General features: G+C 65.4%; 19 protein-coding genes. 8 read left to right on the plus strand and 11 right to left on the minus strand.

All coding sequences use genetic code 11. From position 1 onward, the window contains the following. Nucleotides 1–13: 13 nt before the first annotated feature. The 5 genes from GCT19_RS12710 (at nucleotide 14) to GCT19_RS12730 (ending at nucleotide 6,623) form a co-directional block, all read left to right on the plus strand. A complete protein-coding gene (locus tag GCT19_RS12710; protein ID WP_152852142.1) occupies nucleotides 14–1,435 on the plus strand; it encodes a 3-oxoacyl-ACP reductase in 1,422 nt (473 codons plus the stop codon). 14 nt (nucleotides 1,436–1,449) lie between these two features. Further along, entirely contained in the window at nucleotides 1,450–2,385 is a 936-nt protein-coding gene (locus GCT19_RS12715) for a MaoC family dehydratase (RefSeq protein ID WP_018432229.1), read from the plus strand. Between the two features lie 86 nt (nucleotides 2,386–2,471). Next, nucleotides 2,472–3,773, plus strand: a complete 1,302-nt coding sequence (locus tag GCT19_RS12720; protein ID WP_152852143.1) for an acetyl-CoA C-acetyltransferase — start codon at nucleotides 2,472–2,474, stop codon at nucleotides 3,771–3,773. Between the two features lie 35 nt (nucleotides 3,774–3,808). After that, nucleotides 3,809–5,584, plus strand: coding sequence for an AMP-binding protein (locus GCT19_RS12725; protein WP_152852144.1), 1,776 nt, complete (start codon nucleotides 3,809–3,811; stop codon nucleotides 5,582–5,584). Between the two features lie 97 nt (nucleotides 5,585–5,681). Further along, a complete protein-coding gene (locus GCT19_RS12730) occupies nucleotides 5,682–6,623 on the plus strand; it encodes a DUF1571 domain-containing protein (RefSeq protein WP_152852145.1) in 942 nt (313 codons plus the stop codon). A 7-nt stretch (nucleotides 6,624–6,630) separates the two neighbouring features. Here GCT19_RS12730 and GCT19_RS12735 read toward each other — a convergent pair whose 3' ends face one another. The 5 genes from GCT19_RS12735 to GCT19_RS42720 all read right to left on the minus strand — a co-directional run bounded on the left by GCT19_RS12735 (nucleotide 6,631) and on the right by GCT19_RS42720 (nucleotide 10,423). Then, nucleotides 6,631–7,053, minus strand: a complete 423-nt coding sequence (locus tag GCT19_RS12735; protein WP_152852146.1) for a hypothetical protein — start codon at nucleotides 7,051–7,053, stop codon at nucleotides 6,631–6,633. 61 nt (nucleotides 7,054–7,114) lie between these two features. Further along, a complete protein-coding gene (locus GCT19_RS12740; RefSeq protein ID WP_152852147.1) occupies nucleotides 7,115–8,692 on the minus strand; it encodes an FAD-binding oxidoreductase in 1,578 nt (525 codons plus the stop codon). Nucleotides 8,693–8,790: 98 nt separating this feature from the next. Beyond that, the gene (locus GCT19_RS12745; protein ID WP_152852148.1) at nucleotides 8,791–9,699 is read right to left on the minus strand and encodes an anti-sigma factor family protein; all 909 of its coding nucleotides are present in this window, start codon (nucleotides 9,697–9,699) and stop codon (nucleotides 8,791–8,793) included. Further along, on the minus strand, nucleotides 9,699–10,259 hold the full coding sequence (locus GCT19_RS12750; protein WP_013089172.1) for a sigma-70 family RNA polymerase sigma factor: 561 nt from the start codon (nucleotides 10,257–10,259) through the stop codon (nucleotides 9,699–9,701). Before GCT19_RS12750 ends, GCT19_RS12745 begins: the two co-directional genes overlap by 1 nt. Before the next feature lie 26 nt (nucleotides 10,260–10,285). After that, entirely contained in the window at nucleotides 10,286–10,423 is a 138-nt protein-coding gene (locus tag GCT19_RS42720; protein WP_018432236.1) for a hypothetical protein, read from the minus strand. Nucleotides 10,424–10,900: 477 nt separating this feature from the next. Here GCT19_RS42720 and hfq point away from each other — a divergent pair, with 477 nt between their 5' ends. After that, nucleotides 10,901–11,374, plus strand: a complete 474-nt coding sequence (hfq, locus tag GCT19_RS12755; protein WP_018432237.1) for an RNA chaperone Hfq — start codon at nucleotides 10,901–10,903, stop codon at nucleotides 11,372–11,374. Nucleotides 11,375–11,404: 30 nt separating this feature from the next. Here hfq and GCT19_RS12760 read toward each other — a convergent pair whose 3' ends face one another. Further along, the gene (locus GCT19_RS12760) at nucleotides 11,405–11,632 is read right to left on the minus strand and encodes a hypothetical protein (protein WP_152852149.1); all 228 of its coding nucleotides are present in this window, start codon (nucleotides 11,630–11,632) and stop codon (nucleotides 11,405–11,407) included. A gap of 203 nt (nucleotides 11,633–11,835) precedes the next feature. Between GCT19_RS12760 and GCT19_RS12765 the strand changes: the two genes are divergently transcribed. Next, on the plus strand, nucleotides 11,836–12,027 hold the full coding sequence (locus GCT19_RS12765) for a hypothetical protein (RefSeq protein WP_018432239.1): 192 nt from the start codon (nucleotides 11,836–11,838) through the stop codon (nucleotides 12,025–12,027). Nucleotides 12,028–12,254: 227 nt separating this feature from the next. Here the strand turns inward: GCT19_RS12765 and GCT19_RS12770 are convergent, their stop codons facing one another. Next, on the minus strand, nucleotides 12,255–12,971 hold the full coding sequence (locus GCT19_RS12770; protein WP_018432240.1) for a DUF2968 domain-containing protein: 717 nt from the start codon (nucleotides 12,969–12,971) through the stop codon (nucleotides 12,255–12,257). A gap of 500 nt (nucleotides 12,972–13,471) precedes the next feature. Here GCT19_RS12770 and GCT19_RS12775 point away from each other — a divergent pair, with 500 nt between their 5' ends. Further along, a complete protein-coding gene (locus GCT19_RS12775; RefSeq protein ID WP_018432241.1) occupies nucleotides 13,472–13,957 on the plus strand; it encodes a DUF2147 domain-containing protein in 486 nt (161 codons plus the stop codon). 162 nt (nucleotides 13,958–14,119) lie between these two features. On the opposite strand, the gene GCT19_RS12780 is transcribed toward GCT19_RS12775, so the two are convergent. From GCT19_RS12780 to odhB, 4 genes are all read right to left on the minus strand, one after another. Continuing rightward, nucleotides 14,120–14,578: a transposase gene (locus tag GCT19_RS12780; protein WP_152852150.1), complete on the minus strand. Its 459-nt coding sequence runs from the start codon at nucleotides 14,576–14,578 to the stop codon at nucleotides 14,120–14,122. Nucleotides 14,579–14,676: 98 nt separating this feature from the next. Further along, the gene (gene zapE / locus GCT19_RS12785; RefSeq protein WP_013089164.1) at nucleotides 14,677–15,774 is read right to left on the minus strand and encodes a cell division protein ZapE; all 1,098 of its coding nucleotides are present in this window, start codon (nucleotides 15,772–15,774) and stop codon (nucleotides 14,677–14,679) included. Nucleotides 15,775–15,862: 88 nt separating this feature from the next. Next, entirely contained in the window at nucleotides 15,863–17,293 is a 1,431-nt protein-coding gene (gene lpdA, locus GCT19_RS12790) for a dihydrolipoyl dehydrogenase (RefSeq protein WP_152852151.1), read from the minus strand. A gap of 138 nt (nucleotides 17,294–17,431) precedes the next feature. After that, a complete protein-coding gene (gene odhB, locus GCT19_RS12795; RefSeq protein WP_152852152.1) occupies nucleotides 17,432–18,706 on the minus strand; it encodes a 2-oxoglutarate dehydrogenase complex dihydrolipoyllysine-residue succinyltransferase in 1,275 nt (424 codons plus the stop codon). Between the last annotated feature and the right edge of the window lie 89 nt (nucleotides 18,707–18,795).

Here is an 18,795-nt window from a genome sequence, read left to right on the forward strand (position 1 = left end):
AGCAACCGATAACATGAACGACTCCTACCTGAAGTTCGTCAACTCGCCGTTCGGCGGCCGTCTCGCGCGCTCGCTCGGCCTGCCGAAGCCCGAGGTGCTGCGGCGCTACCGCGCGGACCGGCCTGAGTTCGACGGTCTGATCGCGATCGGCGCGGGCCGCGAGCCGCGCCTGTTCGACGCGCTCGCGAGTCTGATCGCCAGCATCGGCATGACGAGCGTCGCGCACGAAAGCGCCGGGCTGTGGGTACCGCTCGCCAATCGACACGGCCTGATGACCGGCCGCTTCGAGCCGGCCGAAGCCGGTGCGCCGGGCAAGCTCGCCGCGCTGCTGTTCGACGCCAGTGGTATCGACGACAGCAGCCAGTTACAACCATTGCACGGCTTTTTCCACGACACGCTGCGCTCGCTCGGCAAATGCGGGCGCATCGTCGTGCTGGGGCGGCCGCCCGAGGCCTGCGCGAGCCCGCGTCAGTGGACCGCCCAGCGCGCGCTCGAAGGGCTCGTGCGCTCGCTCGGCAAGGAAGCGCGGCGCGGCATCACCGCGAATCTCGTGTACGTCGCGCACGGCTCTGAAAGCGCCATCGACGCGACGCTGCGTTTCTTCCTGTCGCCGCGCTCGGCCTATGTGTCGGGTCAGGTGTTGCGGATCGCGGGCAACCGCAACCAAGCGCCGCCGCCCGACGCGCCCGCGTTCGACTGGCGCCAGCCGCTCGCCGGGAAGCGTGCGCTCGTCACGGGCGCCGCACGCGGCATCGGCGCCGCCATTGCGAGCGTGCTCGCGGCCGAGGGCGCGCATGTGATCGGCGTCGACATTCCGTCAGCGCGCGACGCGCTCGATGCAACGCTGCGTCAGCTGAACGGCAGCGCGCTCTCGTTCGACATCGCCGCGCCGGAAGCGCCGGCGCAGATCGCCGCCGCGCTCGACGAGCTCGGCGTGGACATCGTCGTGCACAACGCCGGCATCACGAAGGACAAGACCATCGCGAGGATGACGGACGCCGCGTGGCAGAGTGTGCTCGACATCAATCTCAGCGCGCAGGAGCGTATCGACGACGCGCTGCTCGCGGGCGGCATCCTGCGCGATGACGGGCGCATCGTCGCGGTGTCGTCGATCAGCGGCATCGCGGGCAATGCCGGCCAGACCAACTATGCGACGTCGAAGGCCGGCGTGATCGGCCGCGTGGAGAGCATGGCGCCGCAACTGCGCGCGCGCGGCATCACGATCAACGCGGTCGCGCCCGGCTTCATCGAAACGCAAATGACCGCGAAAATGCCGCTCGCGCTCCGCGAGGCCGGCCGCCGCATGAATTCGATGAGCCAGGGCGGCCAACCCGTCGACGTCGCGCAGACCATCGCGTGGCTCGCGCATCCGGGCTCGGCCGGCGTGACCGGCCAGATCGTGCGCGTGTGCGGTCAAAGCCTGATTGGCGCCTGAACGGGAGCATGGCTATGGACGAACCGCGTGATCCGTTCGGCAGCCGTCAGCTTGCGCCCGCGCCGGGCGGCGACGGCCCGCGGCCGAAGACCGTCGTCATCGAAACGCTGCCCGCGCCGGCGAAGCTGTACGGGCGCGCGCTGACGGGCATCGTCAAGCGAGGCCGCGAATCGCGGCTGCCGCCGTTGCGGCTCGTGCGCCCCGCCGTCGTGCTCGATCCCGGCCCCGTGTGGCGCTATGCGCGCGTGTGCGGCTTCATTCCCGAGCATGGCGTGCCGCTCACCTACCCGCATCTGCTCGCGTTTCCGCTGCATCTGTTGATGCTGACCGACCCCGCGTTTCCGTGGCCCGCGCTCGGTCTCGTGCATCTGGCCAATCACGTGCGGCTGCGCCGGCCGCTCGCCTACAAGGATCTGTTGCGTATCGAGGTCGAATTCGGCGCGCTGCTGCGTCACGACAAGGGCCAGGCGTTCGTCGTGCATACCCGCATCTATCGACGCGGCGAGGCCGTGTGGGACGGCGACAGCGTCTATCTGAAGCGCGCGGTGCCGGCGCTCGGCCATCCGCTCGAAGCGTTGACGCTCGGCCCCGATGCGCTGCAACGGATCGCGCGCTGGCAGCTCGCGCCGCAACTGGGCCGCGACTACGCGAGCGTGTCCGGCGACTACAACCCGATCCACATCAGCGCGCTGTCGGCGAAGGCGTTCGGCTTTCCGCGCGCGATCGCGCATGGCATGTGGACGCTCGCGCGCGCCGCGTCGTCGCTGCAACCGCCCAAGCCGCTCGCCGAAGCGACGCTCGCCGCCGAGTTCAAGCTGCCGATGCTGCTGCCCGGCGAAGCATCGCTGTGGAGCGCATCGCCTTCGCTGATCGAGCGCGATCTCGAGGTGCGCGATATTGCCGGGGTCAAGCCGCATTTGCGCGCGCGCATGCAGTGGCGGCTGCTGTGAGCCGCGATCGCGCCGTTCGTAGCGTTCGTAGCGTTCGCATCGTTTGCTTCGACCAATAATCTGGGCACGACCCAAAGGAGCCGAGCATGTCCCACCCGCAACCCGCCGTGCGCCGCGTCGCCGTTATCGGGGGCAACCGGATTCCGTTTGCGCGCTCGAACACCGCGTACGCGAGCGCATCGAATCAGGACATGCTGACCTTCACGCTGCAAGGGCTGGTCGATCGCTACGACCTGCACGGCGTGCGTCTCGGCGAAGTCGCGGCGGGCGCGGTAATCAAGCATTCGCGCGACTTCAACCTGACGCGCGAGTCCGTGCTGTCCACCACGCTCGCGAAGGAAACCCCCGCCTACGACGTGCAGCAGGCCTGCGGCACCGGCCTCGAAGCCGCGATCCTCGTCGCCAGCAAGATCGCGCTCGGGCAGATCGACGCGGGCATCGCGGGCGGCGTCGATACCACGTCCGACGCGCCGATCGGCGTCAACGAGCGGATGCGCAAGATTCTGCTCGAAGCGAATCGCGGCAAGAGCACCGGGCAACGTGTTGCCGCGCTCAGCAGGCTGCGGCCCGGCATGTTCTTCAAGCCGCTGCTGCCGCGCAACGTCGAGCCGCGCACGGGGCTGTCGATGGGCGAGCATTGCGAGCTGATGGCCAAGCGCTGGAACATCTCGCGCGAGGCGCAGGACGTGCTCGCGTACGAGAGCCATCGCAAGCTCGCCGATGCGTACGCGCGCGGCTTCGTCAACGATCTGATGACGCCGTACAAAGGCCTCGCGCGCGACAACAACCTGCGCGCCGACCTGTCGCTCGAAAAGCTTTCGAATCTGAAGCCGGTGTTCGACCGCGACGCCGGCACGCTGACCGCCGGCAACTCGACGCCGCTGACCGACGGCGCATCCACGGTACTGCTCGCGAGCGAAGCATGGGCGGCCGAGCGCGGCTTGCCGGTGCTCGCGTATCTGAGCTGGTCGGAAACCGCGGCGGTCGACTTTTTCGACAAGCAGGAAGGCCTGTTGATGGCGCCCGCGTACGCGGTGCCGCGCATGCTGGCGCGCGCCGGCATCGGGTTGCAGGACTTCGATTTCTATGAAATCCACGAAGCGTTCGCGGCCCAGGTGTTGTGCACGCTCGCGGCATGGCAGGATGACGAATATTGCCGCACGCAGCTTGGCCTCGCCGGCGCGCTCGGGGCGGTCGATCGCACCAAGCTCAACGTGAACGGCGGTTCGCTCGCGACCGGCCATCCGTTTGCGGCGACGGGCGGACGTATCGTCGCCGCGCTCGCGAAGATGCTGGCGCAACTCGACAAACCGGCCGGCAGCGCACGCGGGCTGATCTCGATCTGCGCGGCGGGCGGCCAGGGGGTCGTCGCGATTCTGGAACGCTAGCGCGGCAGCGGATACCAACATTTCAGGAGCAACCGATGATCGAGCCCACCCAAGCGCCGCAGCACGTGCCGGATGCAGGCGGAAACCCGGTGCCAAGCCCCGCCCCGAACACCGACGGCATCTGGTACGCGTCCTATCCGGACGACGTGCCGCGCGACATCGATGTCACGCAATACGAATCGATCGACCAGTTCTTCGACGAATGCACCACGCAGTTCCGCGAGCGCGTCGCGTACGTCAGCGTCGGCGCGAGCCTGACGTACGGCGAGCTGGCCCGCAAGGCGAGCGCGTTCGCGGCCTACCTGCAAAGCATCGGCGTGGAGCCCGGCGAGCGCGTCGCGATCATGCTGCCGAACACGTTCCAGTATCCGGTCACGCTGTTCGGCACGATCAAGGCAGGCGCCGTGGTCGTCAACGTGAATCCGCTCTATACGGTGCGCGAACTCGCGCACCAGCTAAAGGACAGCGGCGCGCAGACGATCGTCGTGTTCGAAAACTTCGCGAAGACGCTCGAAGATGCGTTGCCCGGCACCAAGGTGCGCAACGTGATCGTGACCGGCCTCGGCGACCTGCTCGCCGACGGCGCGAATCTGAAGGGCCACCTGCTCAATTTCATGCTGCGTCACGTGAAAAAGATGGTGCCCGCGTACAAGCTGCCGCAGGCGGTGCCGCTGCTGAAAGCGCTGTCGATCGGTTACGCGCGGCCGCACACGCCGGTGCGCGCGACCCACGAAGACATCGCGTTCCTGCAATACACGGGCGGCACCACCGGCGTCGCGAAAGGCGCGATGCTCACGCACCGGAACATCATCGCCAATCTGTTGCAGGCGAAGGCGTGGGCTGCGGGTCAGCTTTCCGGCGCAGGCGAAACGGTGCTCACGCCGCTGCCGCTTTATCACATCTACTCGCTGACCGTGAACGCGCTGATTTTCATGGGGCTCGGCGGGCGCAACATCCTGATCGCGAATCCCCGCGACATGAAGCGCGTGATGATGATCCTGCGTCACGAAAAATTCACCAGCATGACCGCGGTCAACACGCTCTATAACGCGTTCCTCGACAACGAGGAATTCTGCCGGCGCGACTTCTCGGACCTGAAGCTCGCGATGGCGGGCGGCATGGCGACGCAGAAGTCCGTCGCGGAGCGCTTCAAGGCGGTGACCGGCAAGCCGATCGTCGAGGGCTACGGGCTGACCGAGTGCTCGCCGATCGTATCGATGAATCCGGTCGATCTGACCAATCTGCGCGACTTCGAGGGCTCGATCGGCTTGCCCGCGCCGTCCACCCAGGTGCGCTTCAGGAGAGACGACGGCAGCTGGGCCAATATCGGCGAGGCGGGCGAGCTGTGCGTGAAGGGCCCGCAGGTGATGAAGGGCTATTGGAACCGTCCCGACGAAACCGCGAAGGTGATCGACGGCGACGGCTGGCTCGCAACCGGCGACATCGGCGTAATGGACTCGCGCGGCTTTATCCGTCTGATCGATCGCAAGAAGGACATGATCCTCGTGTCGGGCTTCAACGTGTATCCGAACGAAATCGAGGACGTGATCGCCGCTCATCCGGACGTACGCGAAGTGGCCGCGATCGGCGTGCCCGATCCCGCGCAGGGCGAGCGCGTGAAGGTATTCATCGTGCGGCGCACGCCGACACTGACCGCAGAGCAGGTGATCGCGTACTGCCGCAAGAATCTGACTGGCTACAAGGTGCCGAAGCTCGTCGAGTTTCGCGACGAGCTGCCGCAAACCAATGTCGGCAAAATTCTGCGCCGTGCGTTGCGCGACGAGGCACTCGCGAAACAGGGGTCTGCCTGACGGGAATAAGCATTGCTTCAATGCGTTATAGCTTTGTTGCTTTGCGTTATTGCCTTGCATGTTGCATGAGCGGCCGCGTCACTTTCTGGAGAAATTCATGAAGCACCGCTTGTCCGCCCGTTCGCATCGCCTGCGACCCCGCTTGCTGCCGGGCGCGCTGTTCGTCACCGTCGCTTTGCTGTCGGCGCCGACGGCGTTCGCGCAGAACGACGACCGCCCGCCCCCGCTCGACGCCGCGAGCGCTGTGAAACCGCCCACCACGCCGGCCTCGCAGGTCGGCAAGCTGACGCTCGACCAGCAGGTCAAATGGCTGCGCGCCGCGCAGAAAAGCGGCACGCTCGAAAAACTCGAGGACGCGCAACTGGTCGCGCTGTTCAAGTCGCTCGATCCGCTGACGCTGCCGCGCTATATCAAGGAAGGGCCGAACGGCTACCCGTCGTACGAGTTCACGATGTCGCGCTCCGAGCGCATTCGCGGCATCTGGCCCGACAAGCCCGATCACATGCTGGTGCGCGTCGCACACGACCCGCTGCGCATCTACGCGAAGTGGCTGCCCGACGGCGCGCACGCGGGCCAGGAAATCATCTACGACGAATCGAAACGCAGCGACGAAACGTTCGGCCACCTCGGCGGCATCATGAACGTGATGCCGTTGTGGACCTCGCTGACAGGCGCGCTCGCACGCTCGCAATCGAATCACAGCGTGCGCGATCTCGGCACCGAGTACGTCGCCGATCAATACCTGAGTGAAGGGAAAAAATACAGTCAGACCGGCTTGCCGCGCTCGGTGCAGATCGACGTGAAGACGATCGACGATGTGCGCGTCGTCGCGTTCACGTTCGAGACACCGGTCGGCCAGCCGCAGTTCTACGCGAAAAAGGAAACGCTCGGGCTCGATCTGCGGCATCCGTTCTTTCGCACCATCGAGTCTTACGACAACGACGGCAAGATCTTCGAGCAGATCGTATTCGAGAGCATCACGCCGAAGACGTTCGACGATTCGACCTTCGATCCGAACAATAAGGACTATAAGTTCTAGCCGGGTTCTAGCCGCGCGGCGTAAGCGCGAAGGCCACGTGGGCGGGTTGCGCAAGCAGCCCCTCACGCGCTTCGTGACGATGCTCGACGAAGCGTCCGGTGCGCAGCGCGAGGTGTTGCAGCACGAAGTAGTCGGACCCGCGCGTGAAGCCGATCAGCGCAGGCATCGCGCGCGGGGGCTGACCGTCGTCCAGCAGGGGCGCCAGGGTGGTGAACCACAGCGCGCCCGCATCGTCGCCGGTTTCGAAGGTCGGCAATCGAAGGTGCGCGGCATAGCGTGCGAACGACGCGCCGCATTCGAGCGTCGAATCGACGATCGCGAACGTGCGTGCGCCGTCGGCGCACGCGGCGGCTTGCGCGAGCCACGGCCATGCGCCGCCGGCGGCCGTCGCGAGCCATGCGCCAGTGAGCATGAAAGTGCGTCGATCCATTGCCGTGTACGTTCCATTCACTCGTTGTTCACGCGTTGTTCACGCGCTGTTCACGCGCAGTTCATGTATAGCCTCGCCGGTCGCGCCACGCCGCCGGCCAGATGCCCTGCTTGCCCGGCGCGAGAATGCCGTTCGGATCGAGCGCATCCTTCAGCGTTTCCGCGAAGCGCAGCGACGCACCGTCGTTGAAGCTGTATTGCGCGGCCGCGAAATCCATATACGCGAGATGCGCGCGATATTCGCCGTAGCCGGCCGCGCGCGCGTCGCTCATCAGCGAGCGCAGCAGCGCGCCGGCCTGCTCCACCTGGTTCGCGTCGTCTCGATCGAATATCGCCGCGAAAATGTGATGCAGATGCCGCGCGCCCGCCGTGAAGCCGCCGTAGTAATCGAAGCCGTATTCGGCGGCGCGCGCTTTCACCATCGTGTACTGGCGCATCGCGTCGCGCCCCGTCGCCGGACAGATCGGCGCGAAGTCGACGTGCGCGCCCGCGCCGCCGCGCCAGTCGAGCATGCGAAACGCGGTCATCGCGGGGATGCCGGCCATGTTGCGGTCGCCGCCCCCGGTCGGCTGCGCATCGCCCGCATGCCGCGCCGCCGTGAGCCGCGCATCCGGCACCCGCGCGAACGCGCGCTCGATCAGCGCGTAGCGCGCATCGATCAGCTCGGGCGTGCCGTATAACGCGAAATGCAGGTTCCAGCGGCCGACGCCGAGTTTGTCGAGCGTCGCCTGCACCGCGCTCTCGGGCATCGCGCCCGTGCCGTCGTACCACTGCCGGCGCGGCGACAGGCCCGCCGCGCGCCGCAAGCCGCCCTCGATCACCGCGTGATTGCGAATCGTGGCGTCGAGCCGCAACGGCCGCAGAATCTCGACGATCGCCTCCAGATCGGCCTCGCGACGAAACTGGATTTCGCCGAGCAGATACGCGGGCGGCGCGGGCATCAGCCACACGCCGAGCTTCGTCACGATGCCGTAGTTGGACTGCATGAACATCGCATCGAACGACGGCCCGTAGCCCGGCTGGTACAGCTGCCACGCAGTGCCGATCTCGACGCCGCCCATGCCGGTGCGCAGCAGGTCGCCGTTGGCGAGCATCACCTCCATCCCGCATTGCGCGGCCGCGTGATCGCCGTAGTCGGTATAGCCGAAGCCGCGCTCCAGCGTGTTGCCGACCACACTGCCCCAGCCGGCGGCCGGTGGATCGACCCACAGCTTGTAGCCCTTGTCGCGCAGATGCGCGTACAGATCGAAATAGCTGACGCCGGGCTCGACGAGCGCATAGGCGAGCGTTTCGTTGACTTCGAGGATGCGGTTCATGCGCTGCAAGTCGAGCACGACCGAGCCGGTCAGCCGCGGCGCGGCGCCGCCATAGGCGAAGTTGCGCCCGGTCGACACGGTCCACAGCGGAATGCGGTACTGATTGGCGATGCGCAGCACCGCGCGGATTTCATCGACCGACGCGGGCAGCACGGCGGCGCTCGCGGCAAACGCACGCGGCTCGCCGGGCGCGAACGGATCGATATAGACGGCGAGGCCGGCGTCGGAACTCAGCACGTGCGCGTCACCGACGATCGCGCGCCAGCCGGCGAGCGCACGGTCGAACTGCGCGGCGGACAGGTTGGGCGGCAGCGTCGGGGGCAAGGCGTCTCCTTGTCGGTCGGGTAACCCGAGGGGGTGGTCGCGCGGGGGCAGCAATGCGTGCGTGGCCGCCGACGGCCTTTACGACACGCTACCGCCCGCTACTGCTGCCACGCCTCAGGCTTGCCACCGAGCTCGCTGCACACGTCGATCGCGATTTCGCGCAGCTTGCCTTCCGTGATCGCGCCGGACAGCGCGTAGCCCATGCGGTCGCTGACCCAGTAGAAGGTGCGGCGGTTGCCGTCGCGAAACAGGCGAAACTCGGTTTCGTCGCGCGTGACGCCGGTCACGTACAGCGTCAGGCGCGCGCCGTCCTGGTTTTCGTACATGAACTGCGCGGCCGGCCCGGCCTCGCCGGGCAGCAGCCGGCCGCCCACCAGCGAATAACCATACTCCTGCAGCGACGGCACCGACAGCGGCCGATTCAGCCGCTTCGACAGCCACGCGATCAGATGCTCCTCTTCGCTCGCCGCGACTTCGACCGGATGACGCCGCTCCGGCGAGTACACTGCATACGCGACATTCGCGCGCTGCGCAAACCCGGCCGGCTGGCCGCCGAAGCCGCTCCAGGCGCCGCCGGTCAGCCGCGGCGCGAGCGGACCGAGCACCAGCGCGAGCCCGGCCCCGGCCACCAGCCAGCAGGCGGCGAGACCCGCGCGCTGCCACCACGGCCGCGCACGCCGCACGACGATGAAAGCCGGCTCCTCCGCCTCAGCGGGCTGGCTGCCTGCGTAACGTCGCTCGCCGGATTCAGCGGCTTGCTGCTCATAGTCGGCCCCCTGCCCCGCTTGCGCGTGCCATGCATCGCTGCCCGGCACGCCGCACAGCGCCCGCAGCGCCGCCTTCTGCGCGCGCCACGCCGCGACGCGCGCGGCGGCCTGCGGATACTGGCGGAGCTGCGTTTCGACCGCGGCGCGCTGCTCATCCGTCAATTCACCGTCGACATAGGCCGACAGCGAGCGCAGATCGAGCTCGTCGGGCAATCCGGATTCGGGGTTATCGTTGTTCATTATCGGTTTCTCACCACTTTCAGCGGCGCGACTTTGTGCGCCGCCCGCGGCGCACGGGGCTGCGGTCCGTGCATTGGCCCCGGCGGCTCCTCGCACAGCAACGCGCGCATATGCTCGCGCGCACGCGATAGCCGCGACATCACTGTACCGATCGGCACCCCCAATGCGCTCGATGCCTCCTGGTACGACAGCTCCTCGACGCACACCAGTAGCAGCACCTCACGCTGCTCGAGTGGCAGGCAGTACAGCGCGCGCTGCACGTCGCGCAGTACCAGACCATCGACCTCGCCGTGCGGCGCCTCGAGATTGCGCCACGGCGCGCTTTCCTCGTCGACGGCGATCTCGCGCCGCCCGCGCAGCTGGTCTATGTACAGATGCCGCAGGATCGTCAGCAACCACGCGCGCAGGTTGCTGTTCGGCCGGAATGCCGACCAGCGCGCAAGCGCACGCTCCGCCGTATCCTGGACGAGATCGTCGGCCCAGGCGCGGTCGCCCGTCAGTGCGCGCGCATAGCGGCGCAGCTGGGGCAGCCACGCGATCACTTCCGATTCGAAGGTCACCCGGTGTGCCAGGCCCGGTCGCGGCTTTAGTAGCCGCCGCTGCTGTTGCTGTTGCTGCTCGAGCCCGACGCGGCGTTGTCGGTATCGGCCGCGTGTGCAAGGGAGCCGCACGCGAGCGCGAGCAGGACGAACAGGGCTGACAGAATACGGGATGCTTTCATCATGTTGAGCCTCCTGGCAGATGCCCAGCGCGCGATCGACCGACTGGCGTGGTGAGCGGTGGACGGCAGGCCGCGCAATGCGGTGCTGTCATACTGGATTTAACGCTGCGAGCGCGCGGTTTATTCCACCGCCGTCGTGGCGCCGTGTCGCTGCGCTGCTGTTGCGCTGCTTTCTCCGGGCCTTTTCGGGCTTTTTTGGGTTTTTTCGGGGCGCTTCGACGCCACCGCGGTGCTCGCGCAACACGCCTCTATATTCTTCCTTTTCCGCCAACCTTGCCGGCAATGCCTGGAGAGACCGGAAGAAGACGCCATTGACCAGCAGATTCGTAACTCAACGTTACAGTCCCGCGTTATCGGATGCTTATGTGCTCACAAGTCGTTATAGTGGACAAAGTTCGCCCCGTCGACGCGTACTGCCCCCGCCTGGAGTAGAAAGGGTAGAATCGCGGCGAACCACCGTCTATCTAACCTGAATTGTCCATGGCTTCCGCAGAATCGCATCCGCAAAACGACTTCATGAACGCCGCGCGCAAGGAACGAAAGCGCGTCGAGATCTATCTGGTCAACGGCATCCGCCTGACCGGATGCATCGAGTCGTTCGATCAGTACCTGGTGATGCTGCGCACGCCGGTTGGCCTGCAAGGCATCTACAAGCGCGCGATCTCCACGATCCAGCTCGACACCGGCACCCGTCCTGCGCCGCGCACGGGCCGGACGTCGCATGGCGAACATGGCGCGCGCGGTCCGCATGGTTCGCGCGAACATCGCGAGCCGCGCGAGGGGCGTGAATCGTATGGCGCGTCGGCGACGGAACGCGCGCCGAGCGAGCGCAGCGGCAACTCCGAAGGTCCGGTGGTCGTCACGCGGCGGCGGCGTCTATTCGGCACCGGCGGCGAAGGCGGCAATCATGGCGGCAACCACGGCAGCGGCAGCCCCGGCGGCAATCAGGAATAAATACGAAGCAGCGGTAACGGCCGCGCCTCGCTAGTCCACGGACGGACCGAGGCGCCGCAGAATTTTCTCCAGTTGGATCAGCTGCCGCTCGGTCAGCTCGAATTTCCCCTTGACCACCAGCACGCGGCGCCGCCAGTAGCCGGCGTCGAACAGGTGCAGCGCCGGTTGCCGCGTCGCCCAATCCAGGTGTTCCAGTTCGGCTTCCACGACGTGCGCTGCGAGCACTCGCCGCGTACCCGCCGGCTTTTTCCCGTTCATGTGGTTCGCTGTGTGATGGATCGATGGAGGTGTCGCTTGCGGCTCGAGCGCGATGCAAGCGCGGCTCGCGCGCGGCCGTGACACTCGAAGAACGAATCGCTGCGGGCCGGTTTCAAACGACGCGCCTGCGCCATTCGGCCGACGTTCGTCGATAGCCGCAATGCGCTATGCTAAATGATTGATCTCTACCGATGGAGCGCGCCATGACCAGCAAAAGCCAGCATGCTTCCCGGCCTGCGCGCACGCGCCGGACGCCGCCGACGTCCGCCGACACGCGGCTCGATGAAGCCCTGATGGAAAGCTTTCCCGCCAGCGATCCGATCGCCGTCGACGTGACGGAGCCGTTTCGCGAGCGGATGCGCAAAACTCAGGCGGATACGCGCAAGCGGCATTGAAGCCGCGCCGTCTCGCGTCGCACGACGGCGCCGCAGTGAGCCGTCATGGCTCGCGAAAAATGCCGAGTAGAAATGCCGAAGAGCCCGGCCGCTGGAGTGCGATGCGCGGGTTGGCGGGGTGCGGACAGCACCCTCAAACTTCGCGACGTTAACGTCCGCGGACGAGCCGGACGGCGCATCGATTTGCGCGCCGTCCCGCCCCTTGTCCACGGTTCAAATCGTCGCGCTCAACGCAGCGGCAAGCCGCTATTGAGCTGACGCTGCAGGTCGCGGACCTGACGCTGCGCAACGCGCAACTGATCCTGCGCGGCGGCCTTCTGCTGCGCCAGTTCGGTCGCCTCGGCACGCTTTTGCTCCTGCTGGCTCGCGACGATGCTCTGCTGCTGACGCGCGACATCGAGGTCGGCCTGCAGCCGGCTCGCGCGTTCCTGCGACAACGCGACGAGGCGCTGCGTGAACGCCTTCTGCGCTTCGAGTTGCGTACGGCGGATCTCGACGTCCGACAACTGCATCGTCTGCCGCGCGAAATCCTTGTAGATCAGCTCGGCGCGCACGACGTCCTGCGTTTTGATCACGCGCCAAAAGTTTTTCTGCTGGAACAGCGCGACGTAATAGGTCATCTCCTTCCCGTAGAACAGCAGGCTCGCGCCATAGCTGCCGTTGTACGTGGTGCGCAATTCGCTCAGATCCGAGCCGTGGATCATCTGCTGCAATTCAGCCACATTCCCGGTGGCGGATTGCCGGTTTTCATCCGGCGTCAGTGCAGTGGTCTCTGCCTGGCCGGCCTGCGGCGTGTCGGGCAACGCGCTCGTCGGACCCGGCTGGGACTCGATCGTACCGCTCGCACCACTGTTCTGCAGAGCCTGTGCATTCGCGCCCTGAAGGGCCCCCGATACGATGCATGCGGCCAGAGCAATCTTTCGTAGCTTCGACTTTCGGTCCATGTGACACCCGTTGAACAGATCTTGTTTTAGTAGAAAACGGGGAATTATTACTCAATTTTGCGAGTTCCGGGCTCTTCGTCGCAAATATGGCACTTCCTCGGCGGCGGCCCCACGCTTGAGCTGAAAGTCGACGGCAAGTCGTTCACTTCCAACTCCGGACGTTCGACGTCGACGGGCCGATCACGCCCGACATTAAGCATCTGCGCTGGCTCACGTGCGTGTGTCGTTCGAGCTGGCGCGCGCCTTGATCTTTTCGTCGCGAAACCGGTCAGTGATACGCCGGTGGACGGCTGAATTGACACGACTCCGAAGTGCCGCGTGCTGATTAGAAGCCCCTCTATCAAACGGCGCATGCACTTTCGCGTATTCTGCGCTGACGATGCAAAAGGCACGCCGCTCGCATCGTCCCGCATCGCGAAGACCGGCGCCGAACATCGAACCACGATGCCCATAATTCCGCGCGACCACGATCGCGCTGTCTCATATCAAGGAGGAAGACAATGATCCAATTCACTCGACGTGCGCGCGCTCTCGCACTGCGCACGGCCCGTCACGCCACGCTCGCCGGCGCCCTGCTCGCCAGTGCCGTGACCGCGATGGCGCAAACGGAGACACCGATCGGCACGTGGCAAACCATCGACGATCACACGGGCCAGCCGAAGGCGCTCGTGCAGATCACACAAGACGGCAATGGAGAATTGAACGGCAAGGTGATCAAGGGTCTAGCCGCGAACGACCAGCCGGATCGCCGCTGCAGCGCATGCACCGACGCGCGCAAGGACCAACCGATCCTCGGCATGACCATCATTAGCAGCATGAAGAAGGATGGCGACGCGTGGGACCACGGCCAGATTCTCGATCCTGAAAACGGCAAGGTCTACAAATGCAAGATGCATCTCGAAGATGGCGGCAACAAGCTCGTCGTGCGAGGTTATATTGGCGTCGCGCTGCTCGGCCGCTCGCAGACCTGGATTCGGCAGCAGTGAGGTTCGACGTGGGGCGCATGCGTGGCGGCTCGCACGACGCCTGAATGAGCGCGTCATGCTGCAACGATGGCGCGCTCGGCACCCGGAGGCGCGGCATGAAAAAAACGGCCGGCGATCAAGAGTCGCGCGGCCGTTTTCATTGGGGCAAATTGCTTGCGAGGGTCATGCCGCCCGCTTGAACTGTGAAGCGTCACCGGTCGACGTCGCGGGCGCCGACATGGCCGATACCCGTTTGTACACGGCGGGCGGAAGACGAAACGCCGAGGATGCGCGGCCAGTCGCGGCGCGCTTGTGCGGCGCGCTCGCGTGCGTGCGCATACGCGCTTCCATCAATCTGCAGAGATCCTCGCTCGCGGTGCCGCACAGTTGCTCCGTGACGTGCTTGAGCACGCCCGATTGGTACCACGACTTGAAGCGGCGATGACAGGTCTGATATGACGGATAGCGGCGCGGCATGGCGGACCAGGTGGCGCCGCTATACATGACCCAGAGCACGCCGTTGAGCACCGAGCGGGTATTGGCAAGCGGACGGCCACGCATTTCGGGACGCGGCTGGAGTTCGGGCAGCAGTGGCGCAACGCGCTGCCATTCTTCATCCGTGATTTCGCGATACGGGTTCATGCTTCCTCCTTTGTCAGAACAACGACAAAAGATAGCTAGTCACCCGCGCGCGGAATATAAGACCACTCCGATTCCTAAAAACTGTCGTACGCCGATGCTCAGGTTAGAGATGTGTCGACGATCCGGCGAGGTGTATCGAGATACTCCTTCGACTGCATCTCGACGATGCGCGACACCGTCCGCGTGAATTCGTTGGCCATCGGACCATCGACGTACAACTGCTCCGGCGGCACCGCGGCCGACATCAGCAGCTTGACCTTGTGGTCATAGAACACGTCGATGAGCCACGTAAAGCGGCGCGCTTCCGACGCCATGCGCACCGACATCTGCGGCACGTCCGACAGGATCACCGCGTGAAAGCGGCTCGCGAGTTCGAGGTAGTCGTTCTGCGAGCGCGGGCCGCCGCACAGCGTCGCGAAGTCGAACCAGACGACGCCGTCCGCGCGGCGCAGCGCCTTCAGTTCGCGCTTCTCGATATGCAGCAGCGGGCTTTCGTCGGGCACCGCGGCGAGGCGCGCGAAAGCGTCGCGCAGCGCCTTGCCAGCAGCGGCGTCCAGTGGCGTGTGATAGACCTCGACCTGGGCGAGCGTGCGCTGGCGATAGTCGATCCCCGCGTCGACGTTGACCACGTCGAGCTTCTGCTTGATCAGCTCGATCGCGGGCAGCATGCGGTCGCGATGCAGGCCGTCCGGATACAGCGTGTCGGGCGCGTAGTTGGACGTCATCACGAACTGCACGCCGTTCTCGAACAGCTTGTCGAGCAGCCGATACAGGATCATCGCGTCGGCGATATCCGACACGTGGAATTCGTCGAAGCAGATCAGCCGATAGCGCTTCGCGATGCGGCGCGCGAGTTCGTCGAGCGGATCGGCCTGGCCTTTGAGTTCTTCGAGCTCGCGATGCACTTCACGCATGAACTCGTGGAAGTGCAGGCGCGTTTTGCGATGCAACGGCACGATCATGTAGAAGCTGTCCATCAGGAAGCTCTTGCCGCGGCCCACGCCGCCCCACATGTACACGCCGCGCGGCAGATCCGGGTGAATGATCAGCTTCTTGAACGCGTTCGAGCGGCGCGATTTGTATGCGACCCACTCTTCATAGCACCGCTGCAGGCGGTCGACCGCGGCGCGCTGCGCCGGGTCGGATTGATAGCCCCGCGTCTGCAGTTCTTTTTCGTAGTATTCGGTGACGTTCATCGTGTTGCTGCAAAAAGAAAGGCGGGAGGGAGTGAACCCCGCCCGCCTTTGGTGATGCCAAGGTTGCGTTTCGGTCAGGCGTGCGCGCTTACATGTTCAGCGCGCGCTTGTCGACGGCGAGTGCCGCTTCGCGCATGACTTCCGACAGCGACGGGTGCGGATGGCAAATTCGGCCGATGTCTTCCGACGCCGCCTTGAACTCCATCGCGACCACGGCTTCCGCGATCAGGTCCGATGCGTTCGCCGAGATGATGTGCACGCCGAGCAGTTCGTCGGTCTTCGCGTCAGCGATCATCTTGACGAAACCGTCCGCCTTGTTGATACCGAGCGCGCGGCCGTTCGCCATGAACGGGAACTGACCGGTCTTGATCTCGCGGCCTTCGGCCTTCAGCTGCTGCTCGGTCTTGCCGACCCAAGCAATTTCCGGCTCGGTGTAGATCACCCACGGAACGCAGTTGTAGTCGATGTGCGGCTTCTGGCCGTCGATCACTTCCGCGACCATCACGCCTTCGTCTTCAGCCTTGTGCGCGAGCATCGGGCCACGCACCACGTCGCCGATCGCGTAAACGTTCGGCACGGCCGTCGCGCAGTGGTCGTCGACGTCGATGAAGCCGCGCTCGTTGGCCTTCAGGCCGATCGATTCGAGGCCGAGGTTGTCGGTGTTCGGCACGCGGCCGACCGACACGATCAGGCGGTCGGCTTCGAGCGTCTGCGCGTTGCCGTCCTTGTCCGTGTAGGCGATCGTCACGCCGTTCGCGCTCGTCTTCACTTCGCCGACCTTCACGCCGACGTGGATGTCGAGACCCTGCTTCTTGAACTGCTTGGCCGCTTCCTTCGACAGCGCCTGGTCAGCCGCGCCGAGGAATTCCGGCAGCGCTTCGAGCACGGTCACGTCCGCGCCGAGACGGCGCCACACCGAGCCAAGCTCCAGACCGATCACGCCTGCGCCGATCACGGCGAGCTTCTTCGGTGCCGTGTCGAACGACAGTGCGCCTTCGTTGTCGGCGATCAGCTTGTTGTCGACCGGGATGCCCGGCAGATGACGCGCCTTCGAACCCGTCGCGATGATCACGTTCTTCGCGGTGACGACTTCGGTTTCGCCCTCGCCGCTCACTTCGATCTGCACGCCGGCATCGGTCTTGCCGGTGAACTTGCCGTGGCCCTTGAGCCACGTGATCTTGTTCTTGCGGAACAGGAATTCGATGCCCTTGGTCATCTTCTCGACGATGCCATCCTTGCGGGCCATCATCTTCGAGATATCGACCGAGACGTTATCCACCGAGATGCCGTGGTCGGCGAGGTGATGCGACGCGTTTTCAAACTCTTCCGACGACGCGAGCAGCGCCTTCGACGGAATGCAGCCGACGTTCAGGCAGGTGCCGCCGAGCTTCAGCGCGCCGGCCGGGTTCTTCCACTTTTCGATACATGCGACGGTCTTGCCGAGCTGCGCTGCGCGGATGGCGGCGATATAACCGCCAGGGCCTGCGCCGATCACGACGACGTCAAATTCTTTGGACATGACAATCCCTTTGATGGCGGAACGGCGCCGGGTCACCTGACGTGACGCGCGCCGTTCCTGTACTGCGAAATGCTAGATAGTGCTGACTAGATGGCGCCGGCTTGCGTTTTCACAAGCCGGCGCGCTACGAGCGGGCGCTTACAGGTCGAGCAGCAGACGTGCCGGATCTTCCAGTGCGTCCTTCATGGCGACCAGCGACAGCACGGCTTCGCGGCCATCGATGATGCGGTGGTCGTACGACAGCGCGAGGTAGTTCATCGGGCGGATCACGATCTGGCCGTTTTCGACCACAGCGCGTTCCTTCGTGGCGTGCACGCCGAGAATCGCGGACTGCGGCGGGTTGATGATCGGGGTCGACAGCATCGAGCCGAACACGCCGCCGTTCGAGATCGAGAACGTACCGCCGGTCATTTCTTCGATCGACAGCTTGCCGTCCTTCGCCTTCTGGCCGAATTCGGCAATCTTCTTCTCGATGTCGGCGAGGCTCAGCTGATCTGCATTGCGCAGGATCGGCACCACCAGACCGCGCGGCGAACCGACCGCGATACCGATGTCGAAGTAGCCGTGATAGACGATGTCGTTACCGTCGATCGACGCGTTCACGAGCGGGAACTTCTTCAGCGCATGAACAGCCGCCTTCACGAAGAACGACATGAAGCCGAGCTTCACGCCGTGTTCCTTCTCGAACTTGTCCTTGTACTTGTTGCGCAGTTCCATGACCGGCGCCATGTTCACTTCGTTGAACGTCGTGAGGATGGCGTTGGTTTGCTGCGACTCGAGCAGACGCTCGGCGATACGCGCACGCAGACGCGACATCGGCACGCGCTGTTCCGGACGGTCCTTCAGCCACTGGTCGGCCGATGCCGGAGCCTTGACGTCCGGCAGCGACGGCTTCGCAGCCTTCGGTGCGGCAGCCGGAGCCGGAGCCGGAGCCGCCTTGGCAGCCGGTGCGCCAGCGGTGAGCACGTCACCCTTGGTGATGCGGCCGTCGCGGCCCGTGCCGGCGACGTCGCCAGCAGCCAGACCCTTCTCGGCCATCAGCTTGCCGGCAGCCGGCGAAGCTGCGGTGTTCGAGCCCGTTGCGGCAGCAGCCTGAACTGCCGGCGCGGGAGCCGCTGCGGCAACCGGAGCCGGCTTCACTTCCGCTTCGACAGCGGCGGCGCCTGCGGTGCCTTCGGTGTCGATCTTCGCGATCACCTGATCCGCCGTGACCGTGTCGCCGTCGTTCGAGATGACTTGCGCGAGCACGCCTGCTGCCGGAGCCGGCACTTCGAGCACGACCTTGTCGGTCTCGATTTCGATGAGGATTTCGTCCTGAGCGACAGCCTCGCCGGGCTTCTTCTTCCACTGCAGCATGGTCGCTTCCGAGACCGACTCGGAGAGCTGGGGAACCTTGACTTCAACAATAGCCATTATGAGTATCCTGAATACGTATCGGGTGACGGCGCTTCATCGCGACCGCCTGCGAACCACGAGCGCCGCGCCTGAATCTCATGGGATCG

Origin of the sequence: Paraburkholderia atlantica (genome assembly GCF_009362785.1) — a bacterium.
Taxonomy (GTDB): Bacteria; Pseudomonadota; Gammaproteobacteria; order Burkholderiales; family Burkholderiaceae; genus Paraburkholderia; species Paraburkholderia atlantica.